Raw genomic sequence first — 12,882 nt, forward strand, 5'->3', positions numbered from 1 at the left:
AGCCCTCACTGCGTCAGCCGCGCGACCTGCAGCGCCTTGTCGAACATCGCGGTGAGCGCGTTCGTGATGTCGTCCGGGCTGTTGGCCGTGTAGAAATACCCCGGCGAGGCGCAATTCTGCAGGGGCGTCGCCAGGGTCGGGCTGAAGGCATTCACCTTCTTGTTCTCTCCGGCGACGATCCCGCCGTAATCTTTGAAGCTGATGATGTTGTAGGGGATGTACAGGATCGAGATCGTCGCCCCGGCACTCTTCAGCGCCGTGCACAGCGACGGATCGATCTGCGAGGGCATCGACGTATCGAAGTCGGCGCTGCCGTAGCCCGAGAACTTGGATGGGTTGCCCGGGTAGTAGTACTTGTTGTTCTTGTAGATATAATAGTGCTGGCCGTTCTGCATCCCGTCGGTGATCAGGAACACGAAGGGCTTGCGGGCGCTGATGCTGGAGCCGTCGCCGAACCCGCCGGCATTGGTGATGGTGGTCTTCATCTGCGGCAGGACGACCTCGAAATGCGTGCCGCCGGAGCCGATGCCGGTGCTCGGGTCGTTGTTCGTGTAGAGCTGGGTCGTTCCGGTATCGAGCAGGCCGGTCAGCGCGAGGGGCCAGGACTGGGCGCATTGGGCGGCGGTGTTCAGGGTCGCGATCGAGCTGTTGATGTCGGCCAGCGTGCCCAGCTGGTTGATGAACGGGTACAGGCCGACGCGATACTGGCTGGTCACGGACGGATTGGCGGCCCGCTGGATCAGCGAGCAGACCGCGTTGTTGACGGCGTCCGAGCGCAACTGGATCTTGCCGGCGGCCAAGTTCCAGCCGTTGTTGCCCGGGTAATGGCAGGCGAACTGGCAGCCCTGCTTGTAGTCGTTACTCATGTCGTTGTTCTGGCTTGCGAGCTTGCTCATCCCGGTCGTCGTCGCCGGCAGGCCCATCGAGCCCGACACGTCCAGGAGCAGGTAGAAATCGAGATAGCTCGCGAGGTCGGCCGAGGCCTTGACCGTGTTGGAGAAGGTCGTGGTCGGGGTCCGGAAAATCTGGCCGAAATTGTTCTTCACCGTGGCGCTGTAGACGACCGTCGACCTGAGGGTCTGGCTGGTGCGCTCCAGTTGCGGCGTCTGAAGCTGCACCTGGGCGAACGGCACGGTGCCGGCATTGACCGTGAAGGCTTTCGAGGCCTGGGCGATACCGGCCGCGATGGCGTTGGCGGTGACGTTCGCCTGGCCCGGATTGGCGGCGATGTAGGCCTTGGCGGTGGCCACCGCCGCGACGGCGGCCGCGTCCGCGGCGGCGTCGAGTTTGGCCTTGTCGGTGATCGCCACGCCGTAATCGACCCCGTAGCCGATCAGGCCGACCATCGGCAGCAGGCTCAGGGCGAACAGGATCGTCACGTTGCCGGAGCGCGCGCCGGCAATGGGTGCCGCCCGGGCGACGAGGCGGCGCGCGCGGTTCAGAAACCCGGGCATTTCACGGCGATCCCATCGTTGCCCGCCGGGTCGAAATTGACCAGCGTGGCGTAGCGCGGCTGCACGTACATCGAGCGGGCGATCCGCACTGCGGGGATGAACCGCGCGCCGAAAGTCGGCTTGAAGTTGAAGACCACGTCGACCGCGACGATCGAGCCGGGCCCGAACACCGAGCGCGGCAGGGTCGTGCGGCTCGGCGGGGCGGTATCGGCGGCCGGGAGCTGGGGGACCGTGCAAGGCCGGTAATTCCCCCCGGTCGTTCCCGAACTCGTCCACACGACGGCACCCGTGTAGCAGGCGCTCAGGTCGCCGCCGGTGCAGTTCGACGCCGTCTGGGTGAACGCCACGGCGGCGTAGGTGATGGCGATGTCCTGCCACCATTGCAGGCCCTGCCGCGGCCCGTCCTTCATCAGGTACGGGAACAGGACGAGCGCGGAATCGAAGCTGAAATGCAGGTCGGTGGCGTTGACGGTCGCCACCGTCGAGCCCGCCGGCGGCATCGCCTGCGAGATCATCTGGCTGATCGACTGGGCGACCAGCCCGACCTTGCGGCTGGCATTGACGTAGGTGACGAGCTGGGTCCCGGCGAGCATCAGGATCAGCAGCACCGGCAGGATCAGGGCGAACTCGGTCGCCGAGACCGCCCGCCTGTCCCGCAGGAAGCGCGCCGCCCGGAACCGGCACGCCGCACGAGCCTGTCGATCCGCATCATCCCGGAAGCCGGGGCGCGCCTTACGGGACGATGCTCCGCGCATCCCGGGCGCCATCAGAACAGCTCGTTGCGGAACGCCGCCGTCGAGACCGTCAGGTAGGCCGGGGCACCGTTGAAGGTCGCGCCGCCGCCGAGCATCGACGCGAAGGCGGAGGGCAGGAAGGTGATCGGGTAGATCACCAGGAGATACTGGAACTGCCCGCGAGTGCCGAGGGTGTACTGGCCGGAACCCGGGGTCAGCGGCGGGATCGCCAGGCCGCTGAGATCGGACTTCACGTAGGTATAGTAACCGCTGGATGAGCTCCCGGGCGGCACCACGTACAGGTTGACGATGAGGTTGCTGCATTTCAGCGTCGCCGGCAGGTTGCCGCACAGCGAGGCCTTGAAGCTGGCCTGATCGAGGGCGTTCGCCTGGGCGGCGCCGGTGAGGATCTGCCGGGCCGCGCGGGTCGTGGCGTAGTCCAGCGCCTGATTGATGAACAGGATCGTGGCCACGGTCATGATGAACAGAAGGCTCAGGATGAACAGCATCGCGACCAGCGCGAACTCGACCGCTGCCGCCCCTCCTCGATCGCGAACGTAGTGGCGCATGAAGAACATGCGCTCTGTTAGCGAGAGATTGCTAAACCTGAGTTAAAACGCCCTTCGAAACTCTATAGACTTGCCTAAGTGAATCTATCCGCCGTAGCTCTGGACCAGCGATCCGGCCACCAAGGTCCAGCCGTCGACCAGCACGAAGAAGATCAGTTTGAACGGCAGGGCGACGGTGGCGGGCGGCACCATCATCATGCCCACCGCCATCAGCACCGACGCGACCACGAGGTCGATGATCAGGAACGGGATGAACAGCAGGAACCCGATCTCGAAGGCGCGGCGCAGCTCCGAGATCATGAAGGCCGGGGTCACGATCTCGAGGCCGACATCCTCCGGCCCCTTCGGCACCGGCACCTTGGCCAGATCGAGGAACAACTTCAGGTCCTTCTCGCGCACGTTCTTCAGCATGAACGTCTTGAACGGCGCCGAGGCCCGCTCGAAGGCCTGGGCCTGGGTGATCCGGCCGGCGACTAGGGGCTCGATCCCGGCGCTGTAGGCCGCCCGGCCGGTGGGGGCCATCACGAAGGCGGTCAGGAACAGCGCCAGGCTGACGATCACCGCGGTCGGCGGTGCCGTCTGGGTGCCGAGCGCCGAGCGCAGGATCGACAGCACGACGACGATCCGGGTGAAGGCGGTGGCCATCACCAGCACCGAGGGCGCCACCGCCAGGACGGTGATCAGCGCGACGAGCTGGAGCGCCCGCTCGGTGGTCCCGCCCGCGCCGAGATCGACGCTGAGGCTCTGGGCCAGGGCCGGTCCGGCACCCAGCAGGGTGCCGATCAGCGCGGCGAGGATCGGGACGCGGCGGGTCCCGACCGGGCGGCCTGTCGGCGCATTCGTCGTCACGGGCATCGGGGTCACGGGCGGTCGCAACTGGGTGTGGCCGGGCGCACGCCCGTGCGCCGCGCCTCGAGGTTCTGCCAGACCAGCAGCGCCGGCAGGCCGAGGACGACATCGGGGACGCGCCGGGCGAGCGAGAGGGCGATCGCCGTGCCGGCATCGATCCCGAACAGGCCGCAGACCAGGACGAGGCCGCCCTCCTGCACGCCGAGCCCGCTCGGCACCAGGAAGGCCGCGGCCTTGATCGCCTGGCTCAGCGCCTCGATCACCAGGATCTCCGACAGGCTGATGCTCTCGACGCCGATGCAGGTGAGCACGACCGCGACCTCGGCGGCGCCGAGCAGCCAGGCGAGCGCGTGCAGGGCGAAGGACTGGACGAGCCGGCCGCGCCGTTCCGCCGCCCAGACCGTGTCGAGCGCTCCCTGGATCCGCTGGGGCGGCTCCGGGCGGGCCTCCGTCTCGCGCACGAAGCGCCGGCCCAGGGCCGCGATGCGGTCCTCGACCACGCGCACGATCCCGGTGCGCTGGAAGGCGAAGAAGGCCGCCACCGCCAGGCCGGCCACCGCGAGGGTCCGCAGGGTCCAGTGGGCGAGCTCGGCGGCGGCCGGGCCCTCGACCTGGCTCAGCAGGCCGGCGCCGAGGGCGGCAAACAGCGCCAGCGTGCCGACCTGGAACAGCATGTCGGCGAGCACCGAGGCCGCCGCCAGGGTGCCGGTCACGCCCCAGAAGGTCAGGAGCCGCGCCCCGAGCACGTCGCCGCCGACCGAGGCCACCGGCAGCAGCACGTTGATGCCCTCGCGCACGAAGCGCAGGATCAGGCAGGCCGAGGCCGGCGCGGGCGACAGCCCGTCGAGGATGCGCGCCCAGGCGAAGCCGCAGGCCAGCACCACGAGGGCGCGGACCAGCGTGACGCCGGCAAAGCCCACGAGACCGATCCGCCCGAACGCCGCGGCCACCGCCGAGAGATCGTTGGTCGCCACGAGCCAGACCGCCAGGCCGAGGCCGATCAGCGTGCCGATCAGGGGTAGCCGGCGCAGCACGGCGAGGCCGATCCGCTGGGTCCGGGGGGGGCGGGCGCCGCTCACGACCGTCCCGCGGATGAGGTGCGCCAGATGGCGGGCAAGGGCGAGCGCTCCAGGTTGCGCCAGTCAAGCAGCCGACGGCGATTCGGCAGGTGGCACCGCCGCTAGGGATGTATTGGGGCCGAATTCGGGGGCGCGTCGCCGCGGTAGCACGGGGCGCAGCACGGCGGCGAGGGCTTCCTGGGGGGCGGCATCGGGATCGAGCAGGACGACGCGGCCCTCCGCCAGGCTCGCGCCGGTGGCCACCGCCACCGCGCGTTTCGGGCAGGGCCCGAGGCAGCCCGACTCGACGATGCAGAGCTTGGTCCGCCCGGTGAGCAGCCCGTCCTTGACCGCCTGCTTGGCCGCACCCTTCAGGAGCGCACGGATTTCGCGCGGGCGCAGCCCCTGGCGCTTGGCGCATTTGGTGCAGACCACCACCACCTCGGCGATCTTGGTCTTGGCCGACTGGGTCCGGGCCGGGCGACCGGCCGGGCGGTCTCCGGGTTCGGGGGCGACGCGAGGGAGTGTCATCATCGGGAGATTGTACGGCGCGATACCGGGGCCGGCTACGTTGCCCGTCGCCGCGGTGCGGCAGCGGTCGGGGGCGGTGCCTTAAAAAGGGCCGAAAAGAACGGGATGCCGGCGCTGCGCACGGGCCGTCCTCCGGCCGGTTTCGCGGTGGCGGATCCGGCGCAGACCCAGGAACAGTGAGCGGATGAGCTTCGACGACGTCAAGGACGACACGCGCGAAAGCGAGCTCGTGACGTTCGCCCCATCGACGATGACCGAGCTGCGCCACGGCGCGGAGACGATCCGTCCGGTGCCGGAGAAGCGCGGCGCCCGGGCGCTGGTGGCCGCGGCGCGGGAGCGCCTCGACTGGACCCGGCTGCCCGGCCTCGGCCGTCGCCGGGAGGACACGTCGAGCTACGGTGCGCGGATCATCCGCCGCGTCGGGATGTTCGTGCTGCTGCCGACTCTGGTGGTCGGCCTGTACCTGTTCGCCTTCGCCTCCAACCAGTACATCGCCGAGGCCCAGTTCGCGGTGCGCGGCAACGTCGAGCCGATGGAGAACATCTCGCTCGGCCAGTACACGAACCTGATTCAGAAGCACAACAGCCAGGACAGCTTCATCGTCCGCGACTATATCGCCAGCCAGACGCTGGTCGAGGTGCTGGAGAAGAGCATCGGCATCTCGAAGATGTTCTCCCGGCCCGAGGCGGATTTCTGGGCCCGGTTCGATCCGAGCGACCCGATCGAGGACCTGACCAAATATTGGCGCAAGCACGTCGATGCGCATATCGACTCGATCTCGGGCGTGATCCGCCTGTCGGTGCGCGCCTTCACGCCGGAGGACGCCCTGACCATCGCCCGCGAGGTGGTGAGCCGGTCCGAGGCGCTGATCAACGACATCTCGAAGCGCGCCCAGGCCGACATGGTCAAGCAGGCCCAGGCGGACGCGACGGTGGCCCAGGAGCGCCTGCGCAAGGCCCATCTCGGGCTGCAGAGCTTCCGGAACCAGTGGGGCGTGATCGATCCGGTCAAGACCGCCGAGGGGACGCTCACCACGCTGACGCTCCTGCGCAAGGAAAAGCTCAAGCTCGAGAGCGAATTGCAGGTGATGCGCAGCTCGACCCTGGATGAGCGCTCGCGCTCGATCCAGACCTATGTCGCCAACCTCGCGGCCATCGACCAGCAGATGAAGACGCTGCAGGACGAGCTGACCAATGCCGGCGCGGCCGCGGGCGGCGGCGCCAACCTGACCGAGGCGCTGCTCCAGTACGAGGGCCTGCTGGTCGAGCGGACCATCGCCGAGAAGCTCGAGGAATCGGCCAACATGCTGCTCGACCGGGCCCGGATCTCGGCCAGCAAGCAGCACATCTTCCTGGCGACCTTCGTGCCGCCGGTCCTGCCGACCGACAGCCTCTACCCCGAGCGGGGCCATACCCTGATCGTGGCGTTCTTCTGCTTCTTCGTGCTCTGGAGCTCGTCCTCGCTCCTGATCGCCGGCATCCGCGACCAGCGGATGTGAGCCGGCGGGGCGGGGTCTGGATCCCGCGCCGCGCGGTCTGTAGAGGGAGACGACCCGGCACCCCGGGCCTCTCTCCCGATCGATCAGCGAAGTCTAACACGCCATGTCGGATTTCTCCGATCTCGTCGCGAAGGCGATCCAGCCCTCGATGAGCCGGGCGGAGCGCGAAGCGGTCTACACCGTGGTGCGGCAGGCCGTGCTCCGCCTGCAGGAGCGCGAGGCGCTGCCCCCCGACGACCCGCGCGTCGCGCTTCAGCGCCACCTGGTCGAGGAGACGATCCGCGACGTCGAGGGCGACGTCGCCCGCTACGAATCCCTGCGCAAACTCGACGCGGCCTTCGCGGCCCAGAACGAGGCCAACAAGGCGTCCCGCAACGGGCGCTGACGGAGCCGCGGCCCGGGGCGATTCGCCCGTGTGCGCCGACAGCTCAGTCAGGAGCGGCCGGATATCCCAGAAACCCCCCGCATCCTGAGGTGCGGCCGCTTCGCTACGCCGCCTCAGGATGAGGGAGATGGATGGGAAAGCCGTCGGGCGCTCTCGTCCTACCCGTAGGCCGCGCTCGCCCGGACGGCGCCGGGCTCGGCCACGTCGAGGCCGGCCGAGACGTACTCGTTGAGCTTGTTGCGCAGGGTGCGGATCGAGATGCCGAGGATCTTGGCCGCATGGGTGCGGTTGCCGAGGCAATGGTCGAGGGTGTCGAGGATCAGGTCGCACTCGACCTGCGCCACGGTCCGGCCGACCAGCCCACGGGTGGCGGCTTCGGCGGCCTGGACGGCGCGGCCGGCCGGGCCCGCCGTGGCGATCGACTCGCCGTCCGGGGATAGGATCGCGTCGGGTCCGATTTCGGGGCCGGAGGCCAGCAGCACCGCCCGGTGCAGGGTGTTCTCCAACTCGCGGACGTTGCCGCGCCAGGGATTCTTGAGCACCAGCGCCCGTGCCTCGGCACTGAGCGGGCGGGCCGGCACGCCGTTCACCTCGGCGTATTTCCGGGCGAAATGGGCGGCGAGTTCCAGGATGTCGGCCGGCCGGTCGCGCAGGGCCGGCAGCTTCAGCGCGACGACGTTGAGCCGGTAGAACAGGTCCTCCCGGAACGTGCCCTTGCGGACCTCGTCCATCAGGTTGCGGTTCGAGGTCGCGAGCACGCGGATATCGACCCGCACCGGCGCGGTGCCGCCGACCCGGTCGATCACTCGCTCCTGGAGGGCGCGCAGCAGCTTCGACTGCAGGCGCACATCCATCTCGGAGATCTCGTCGAGCAGGAGCGTGCCGCCATTGGCCTCCTCGAACCGGCCGATGCGCCGGGCGACCGCGCCGGTGAACGCGCCCTTCTCGTGGCCGAACAGCTCGGATTCGAGCAAGGCCTCGGGGATCGCCGCGCAATTGACCGAGACGAACGGCTTGCTGGCCCGGTTCGACTTCAGGTGGACGTGGCGCGCCAGCACCTCCTTACCGGTGCCGCTCTCGCCGGTGATCAGCACCGAGGCCTCGGAGGGGGCGACCTGCTCGGCGAGCTTGACCACCCGCTCCATCGACGGATCGCGCCAGACGAAGGCGGCACGGTCGGAGGCGACCGCCTCGAGCACCGCGGCGATCAGCTCGGGATCGGGCGGGAGCGGGATGTATTCCTTGGCGCCGGCCCGGATCGCCGCGACCGCGGTCTGGGCATCGGCCGAGACGCCGCAGGCCACCACCGGGGTGCGGATGCGCTCGGCCTCCAGCGCGTCGACGAGGTCGCGCACCGCCAGCGACACGTCGATCATGATCAGGTCGGCGCCCTTGGCGCGCAGGACGTTGAGGCCCTGCGGGATGGCGTCCGCCTGCGTGACGGAGGCGCCGCGCCGCATCGCGATCTTGGAGGCGGTGATCAGCTCGCCGTTGAGCCGCCCGATCATCAGGAGCCGCATGGTTCGTCCTTCTCAAACGTCGTGGCGCCGATGGGGCGCCGCCTCAGCGGGCGGGCGCTACCGGCACAGGTCCAGAAAACTATTCGCCCTTGACGATCTCGGTCATCGTCACCCCGAGCCGGTCCTCGACGAGGACGACCTCGCCGCGGGCGACGAGCCGGTTGTTGACGAAGACGTCGATCGCCTCGCCGACCTTCCGGTCGAGTTCGAGCACCGCGCCGGGGGCGAGGCGCAGCAGGTCGCCGATCGGCATCCGGGAGGAGCCGAGCACCGCCGAGACCATCACGGGCACGTCGAACAGCTGCTCGAGGTCGGCGGCGGTCTTCGGGGTGGTGGGCGCGTCCCGGATCGAGCCCGCGGCGTAGTCGGGATCGTTGTCGCCGAGCTGGGGCAGGCTGAAATCGTCGGACATCCGGGCTCCTTACGGGGTCGGGGGCAGGCCGAGGGCGTCGGCGACGGCGGCCTCGATGCGGGCGCGCTCGCGCACGATTCCGCCGTCGGCCCATTCGATGCGGGCGTCGCCCGCCTGCATGTCGGGATCGCCCAGCACCACGAGGCGGCCCTCGTAGCCGCGCTCGCGGGCGAGGGTCTTCACCAGCGCCTCGGCGTCCTCGACGAGGCCGTCATGCACGCGGACCACGAGATGGGGCACGCCGCGCAGGTGCTGGAGCGCCGTGCGGGCGGCCTCGCCGATGCTGGCGAGCGGGGCGGCATCGAGCGCCTCGCCGGCGACCTTGCGGGCGATCAGCACCGCGACCTCGACCGCCTGCGCCTCGCGCGCGGCATCGTGCGCGTCGGCCCGGGCGAGGAGGGCGGTGGCGGCCTGAGCCAGGTGGCTCAGCGCGTCGGCGAGCCGGCCCTGGATCCGGGCCTCGGCCTGGACCAGGCCCTCCTGCACGCCGCGGGCATGGGCTTCGACTTCCGCGCGGGCGGCCGCCTCGGCGGCGCGCTGGACCGCCGCGCTCGGGCGCGGGCTGCGGAAGTCGGTCTCGAACAGGAACGGCTTCGCGATCTGGGGGGACGAGACGTTCAATAGACCAGCTCCTCCTCGGCGCTGTTCTTGGCGATCATGATCTCGCCCTTCTCGGCCAGATCCTTGGCGATCTCGGTCATCTTCGCCTGCGCCTCATCGACCTCCTTGAGGCGGACGGGGCCGAGCGAGGCCATCTCGTCCGTGAGGTTCTTGGCCGCGCGGGTCGACATCTGCCGCATGAAGAAGGCCCGGGTCGGCTCGTTGGCGCCCTTCAGGGCTCGGCACAGGGTCTCATTGTCGATACCGCGCAGCAGGGTCTGGACGCTGCCCGGATCGAGCTTCAGCAGATCCTCGAAGGTGAACATCAGCTCGCGGATGCGCTTGGCCGAGCCGCGATTGGCCTGGTCGAGGGCCGCGAGGAACCGGCCCTCGGTCTGCCGGTCGAAGGCGTTGAACACGTCCGCCATCATCTCGTGGGCGTCGCGGCGCTGGGTCTGGGCGATGGTCGAGACGAACTCGACCCGCAGGGTCTCCTCGATGTGGCGCAGGGCCTCCTTCTGCACCGTCTCCATGCGGAGCATCCGGTTCAGGACGTCGATCGCGAATTCCTCGGGCAGGATGGTGAGCACCTTGGCGGCGTAGTCGGCCCGCACCCGCGACAGCACCACCGCCACGGTCTGCGGGTACTCGTTGCGCAGGAACGAGGCCAGGATCTCCGGATCGACCTGGGCGATCGAGGCCCAGACGCGCTTGCCCGACGCGCCCTTGATCTCGGCCATGATCAGCGAGACCTGATCGGACGGGAAGATCTTCAGCAGCAGCGCCTCGGTGCGCTCGAAGTTCGACGAGATGCCGCCGCTGTTGCTGAGCTTCGTCACGAACTCGATGATCAGCCGCTCGACGGTGGCGACCTCCAGCGTGCCGAGCTGGACCATCGCGTGGCTGACCTTCTTGACCTCTTCCTCCTCCAGCATCTGCCAGATCGGCGCGCCCTCGGCCTCGCCGAGCATGAGCAGCAGCGCGGCCGCGCGCTGCGGGCCGGGCATCGCCGCGAAGGCGCTGTTGCCCTCGCTCGTCAGATTCGCCGCCAGTCCTGCCGCCATCGTTCGTCCCCGATCCTCGACGCGCTACTCTTCCTGGATCCAGGTGCGCAGCACCTCGACGGTCTCGGCCGGGCTCGCCCGGACCATGTCGACGACGCGCTGGACCGTGTCGGCCTGGATCTGGCCGTTGATCTTGGCGAACTCCATCAGCCGGGCGGTCGGGTTGTCGCGCTCGATCATGGTGACCGTGGCACCCGAGGCCGCGGCGGCGGCCGCCTCGGCGAGGGTCGCGGGGCCGGCCAGAGCCGGGGCGGCCGGCACCGGCGCCAGGACCTGCCGCACCAGCGGACGCACCACCGTGAGCAGGACGATCAGGGTCAGCAGCGCCAGAACCGAGAGCTCGGCCATGCGCAGCACGTCGTCCTTGGTCGGCGCCAGCAGCGATTGGATCAGGGTCGGCTCGCTGAATTGCGGCACACTCGGCGCCTCGGCGAAGCGCAGGTTCACCACCTCGAGCTGGTCGCCGCGGGCCTTGTCGAAGCCGACCGCGCTGCGGACCAGGGCGGTGATCCGCTCGATCTCGGCCGGCGGGCGGGGCGCGTAGGTCTGCTTGCCGTCGGGGGCGGTGGCGTAGACGCCGTCGACCACCACGGCGACCGACAGGCGCTTGATCCGGCCGCCCTCGGCGATCTCGGTCTTGGTGACCCTGGAGATCTCGTAGTTGGTGGTCTCTTCGTTCTTGTTGGTCGCGTCCTTCGGGGCCGGCGGCTTGTCGCCGCCATTGGCGCCGGGCAGCTCGTTGCCGACGGTGACCTGGCCGTCGGCATTGCCGGTGACGGCGGATTCGGTCCGGGTCTGGGCCGAGCGCACGACCCGGCTCTCCGGGTCGAAGGTCTCGGAGCGGCTCTCGACCCGGTTGAGGTCCAGCTCGGCATTCACCTGGACCCGGGCGCGGCCCGGGCCGACGATGCCGGCCACCACGTCCTCGATCTGGCCGCGCAGGCGCCGCTCCAGGCCGATCTGCCGGTCCTCGAATCCGCTGGCGCCGTTGGCGTCGGCATCCTTGGCGCCGTCGGCGAGCAAGCGCCCGCGCTCGTCGACGATCGAGACCCGCTCGGGCTTCAGGCCCTCCACGGCGGAGGCCGCCAAATGGCGGATCGCCCGGACCTGCCCGGCATCGAGCTCGCCCATCAGCTTCAGCACGATCGCCGCGCTCGGGGTCTCCCGGTCGCGCTCGAACAGGCGCCGCTCGGGCAGGACCAGGTGGACGCGGGCCGCCTGGACCCGGCCGATCGCCCGGATCGAGCGGGCGAGCTCGCCCTCCAGGGCGCGCAGGTGGTTCACGTTCTGGACGAAGTTGGTGGACGAGAACGCGTCGCCCTTGTCGAAGATCTCGTAGCCGACGCCGGCCTGGACCGGCAGGCCCTTGCCGGCCAGATCCATGCGCAGCCGGGCGAGGTCGGCCCGGGGCGCCATGATGGTCTGCCCGGTATCGCCCTTCGATTCGTAGCGGATGCCGCGGCTGTCGAGCTCGCGGATCACGGCGGCCGAATCCTGCATCGACAGGTCGGAGAACAGCACGCCCATATCGGGGCGCGACACCCGCAGGATGATGAACGCGAAGAAGCCGATCAGGGTCAGCGTCACCGCCGCCATGGCGGCGATCCGGGCCGGTCCGAGCTTCGTGACGAGATCGAGGACCGGCTTCACGGGCGGTTCGCTGCACTCTGACGCTGACGGAGCCCGACGCCCCGCCCGGCAGAAATTGCCCAGCCCATGGTTAGCGGGGCGTTAATGCCGGGCGCGGGGCGGGCGTAAAGTTGGGTCCCGGAACGGAACGAAGCCGCATCCGGGATGCGGACGCGGCTTCGGACGGTGTCGTTTCCGGGAATCGGGCCGTTCGGCGCGATCGCGGCTCAGTGCCGGTAATGCTGGATCCGGGTCGTCCGCAGCCCGGCCAGGCCGTGCTGGTCGATGGAGAACTGCCAGCTCAGGAATTCCTCGGTGGTCAAGGTGTAGCGCTTGCACGCCTCCTCGAGACTGAGGAGGCCACCGCGCACGGCGGCGACGACCTCTGCCTTGCGCCGGATCACCCATCGGCGGGTGCTCGGCGGCGGAAGATCCGCGATGGTCAGAGGACTGCCGTCGGGCCCGATCACGTATTTGACTCTCGGGCGGCTGGGTTCGGTCATGATACGCTCTACACTCGACTGACCTGTCGAGCGTTGAAGGTACTTGCGCCCGCTTAAGAGATGTTGAAGCGGATCA

At 69.5% G+C, this 12,882-nt stretch carries 14 protein-coding genes; 2 read left to right on the plus strand and 12 right to left on the minus strand.

Annotated features, from left to right (window positions below; translation table 11 throughout):
- Positions 1 to 5: 5 nt before the first annotated feature.
- The 6 genes from BMZ47_RS03605 to BMZ47_RS03630 all read right to left on the minus strand — a co-directional run bounded on the left by BMZ47_RS03605 (position 6) and on the right by BMZ47_RS03630 (position 5,198).
- Complete coding sequence (locus BMZ47_RS03605) at positions 6 to 1,454, minus strand: pilus assembly protein TadG-related protein (RefSeq protein ID WP_091858707.1); 1,449 nt, start codon at positions 1,452 to 1,454, stop codon at positions 6 to 8.
- Entirely contained in the window at positions 1,439 to 2,221 is a 783-nt protein-coding gene (locus tag BMZ47_RS03610; RefSeq protein ID WP_091858710.1) for a TadE/TadG family type IV pilus assembly protein, read from the minus strand. Before BMZ47_RS03610 ends, BMZ47_RS03605 begins: the two co-directional genes overlap by 16 nt.
- Positions 2,221 to 2,757, minus strand: a complete 537-nt coding sequence (locus tag BMZ47_RS03615) for a TadE/TadG family type IV pilus assembly protein (protein ID WP_007569055.1) — start codon at positions 2,755 to 2,757, stop codon at positions 2,221 to 2,223. The genes BMZ47_RS03610 and BMZ47_RS03615 overlap by 1 nt, the downstream gene beginning before the upstream one ends.
- An 84-nt stretch (positions 2,758 to 2,841) precedes the next feature.
- Positions 2,842 to 3,612 carry a flagellar type III secretion system pore protein FliP gene (fliP, locus tag BMZ47_RS03620; protein ID WP_007569057.1) on the minus strand — a complete coding sequence of 257 codons (771 nt, stop codon included), beginning with the start codon at positions 3,610 to 3,612 and terminating at the stop codon, positions 2,842 to 2,844.
- A 5-nt stretch (positions 3,613 to 3,617) separates the two neighbouring features.
- Positions 3,618 to 4,685: a flippase-like domain-containing protein gene (locus BMZ47_RS03625; RefSeq protein ID WP_091858714.1), complete on the minus strand. Its 1,068-nt coding sequence runs from the start codon at positions 4,683 to 4,685 to the stop codon at positions 3,618 to 3,620.
- 63 nt (positions 4,686 to 4,748) lie between these two features.
- Complete coding sequence (locus BMZ47_RS03630) at positions 4,749 to 5,198, minus strand: hypothetical protein (RefSeq protein ID WP_091858717.1); 450 nt, start codon at positions 5,196 to 5,198, stop codon at positions 4,749 to 4,751.
- Positions 5,199 to 5,379: 181 nt separating this feature from the next.
- Here BMZ47_RS03630 and BMZ47_RS03635 point away from each other — a divergent pair, with 181 nt between their 5' ends.
- A complete protein-coding gene (locus BMZ47_RS03635) occupies positions 5,380 to 6,693 on the plus strand; it encodes a KpsE/RkpR family capsule polysaccharide export protein (RefSeq protein WP_091858720.1) in 1,314 nt (437 codons plus the stop codon).
- Positions 6,694 to 6,796: 103 nt separating this feature from the next.
- Positions 6,797 to 7,078 (plus strand): hypothetical protein, encoded by a 282-nt coding sequence (locus BMZ47_RS03640; protein WP_007569064.1) that lies wholly within the window; start codon positions 6,797 to 6,799, stop codon positions 7,076 to 7,078.
- A gap of 158 nt (positions 7,079 to 7,236) precedes the next feature.
- On the opposite strand, the gene flbD is transcribed toward BMZ47_RS03640, so the two are convergent.
- The 6 genes from flbD to sciP all read right to left on the minus strand — a co-directional run bounded on the left by flbD (position 7,237) and on the right by sciP (position 12,806).
- Positions 7,237 to 8,598: a sigma-54-dependent transcriptional regulator FlbD gene (gene flbD, locus BMZ47_RS03645; protein ID WP_007569066.1), complete on the minus strand. Its 1,362-nt coding sequence runs from the start codon at positions 8,596 to 8,598 to the stop codon at positions 7,237 to 7,239.
- A gap of 79 nt (positions 8,599 to 8,677) precedes the next feature.
- The gene (gene fliN, locus BMZ47_RS03650) at positions 8,678 to 9,010 is read right to left on the minus strand and encodes a flagellar motor switch protein FliN (RefSeq protein WP_007569068.1); all 333 of its coding nucleotides are present in this window, start codon (positions 9,008 to 9,010) and stop codon (positions 8,678 to 8,680) included.
- 9 nt (positions 9,011 to 9,019) lie between these two features.
- On the minus strand, positions 9,020 to 9,631 hold the full coding sequence (locus BMZ47_RS03655) for a FliH/SctL family protein (protein WP_091858722.1): 612 nt from the start codon (positions 9,629 to 9,631) through the stop codon (positions 9,020 to 9,022).
- Positions 9,628 to 10,674, minus strand: a complete 1,047-nt coding sequence (locus BMZ47_RS03660) for a flagellar motor switch protein FliG (RefSeq protein ID WP_007569072.1) — start codon at positions 10,672 to 10,674, stop codon at positions 9,628 to 9,630. The genes BMZ47_RS03655 and BMZ47_RS03660 overlap by 4 nt, the downstream gene beginning before the upstream one ends.
- 24 nt (positions 10,675 to 10,698) lie before the next feature.
- A complete protein-coding gene (fliF, locus tag BMZ47_RS03665; protein ID WP_007569074.1) occupies positions 10,699 to 12,324 on the minus strand; it encodes a flagellar basal-body MS-ring/collar protein FliF in 1,626 nt (541 codons plus the stop codon).
- Between the two features lie 206 nt (positions 12,325 to 12,530).
- The gene (gene sciP / locus BMZ47_RS03670) at positions 12,531 to 12,806 is read right to left on the minus strand and encodes a CtrA inhibitor SciP (RefSeq protein ID WP_007569077.1); all 276 of its coding nucleotides are present in this window, start codon (positions 12,804 to 12,806) and stop codon (positions 12,531 to 12,533) included.
- Positions 12,807 to 12,882 lie beyond the last annotated feature (76 nt).

The sequence above is a fragment of the Methylobacterium brachiatum genome (assembly GCF_900113845.1).
Classification (GTDB): Bacteria; Pseudomonadota; Alphaproteobacteria; order Rhizobiales; family Beijerinckiaceae; genus Methylobacterium; species Methylobacterium brachiatum.